A 990-nucleotide genomic window follows, 5' to 3' on the forward strand; every position below is an offset into this window, starting at 1 on the left:
GGTAGCATGGACGCCGATGGAAATCCGCCGCTCGCGTTCTTCCTTCCCGCCCGTCGTCCCGCCACGCAAGCTGCGTGATCGGGCCCGAACCCTGCTTGGCCTGATCGGCCGCGCCAGGCCTGCCGCGATCCCGTTCGCGGCACTGCTGACGATCCTGTCGATCGGCCACGCCCGCGCGGAGTTCACGGTCTGCAATCAGACCCTCGACGTCGTCAATCTTGCCGTCGGCCAGAAGGTCGACAATGCCGACCAGACCGACGGCTGGTGGACCATCGGCGCCAACCAGTGCGTGAACGTCATTCGCGAGGAGCTGACCAACCGCTACATCTACATCTATGCGACGGACGTGTTCGGCCATGCGATCCTGGGCGGCTCGACCGAAATGTGCATCGACCGGCGCCGCTTCTCGATCCGCGGCATTAACGAATGCTGGCAGCGCGGCCACATCGCCGCGCGGTTTGTCGAAGTCGATACGCTTGAACAGGTGCGCTGGACCTTCTTCCTGACCGGAAACAGCCCGTGACTCACAGCATCGACACGAGCTTCAAGCGGAAAAGGGAGGCGCGGCTGGCGCTGCGCAGGCGCAAGGTCTGGCGCCGCTTCGGCGTTGGCCTTGCGGCGATCGTCCTGGCTGCGGCCGCCATGGGTTTCTATCTTACCGCCGACTATTGGTCGTTCGGCGACGAGGACGAGGAACTGCAGGCTGTCGAGGGCACGGAGGATGTCCCGGCCGACGCGTCGGTCTATGTGCCCGCCATAATCGATCTCGCCGGGGACCCGATGTGGATCACCCTCGCCCCCGATGCCGACACCTCGGCGAAAGGCCATGCGGTCGCGCGGCCGGCGGAGCTCGACCAGGCCGGGATTTCGCCGCAACTCGAGATCCTGTCCGACGTGATGCTCAGCGCCAGCGAAAAGTTCATGACCACCATCCCCTCGACACAGGAGGATTTCGCCTTCTTCCAGGCGCAGCGGCAGACCCCTCCGAAG

1 protein-coding gene and 1 pseudogene are annotated in these 990 nt (G+C 65.2%); both read left to right on the forward strand.

The genetic code is table 11. The features are described from left to right. Positions 1 to 16: 16 nt before the first annotated feature. Positions 17 to 523: a DUF1036 domain-containing protein gene (locus EN742_RS36015; protein WP_245455435.1), complete on the forward strand. Its 507-nt coding sequence runs from the start codon at positions 17 to 19 to the stop codon at positions 521 to 523. Beyond that, positions 520 to 990, forward strand: a pseudogene (locus EN742_RS36020) (M23 family peptidase); the annotation flags it as partial. The gene EN742_RS36015 and the pseudogene EN742_RS36020, both read left to right, overlap by 4 nt.

This window comes from Mesorhizobium sp. M4A.F.Ca.ET.020.02.1.1, assembly GCF_004022645.1.
Taxonomy (GTDB): Bacteria; Pseudomonadota; Alphaproteobacteria; order Rhizobiales; family Rhizobiaceae; genus Mesorhizobium.

Bases quoted from the DNA above. Each gene is read 5' to 3' on its own strand.
- EN742_RS36015 (WP_245455435.1), top strand. From the start codon at position 17: ATGGAAATCCGCCGCTCGCGTTCTTCCTTCCCGCCCGTCGTCCCGCCA.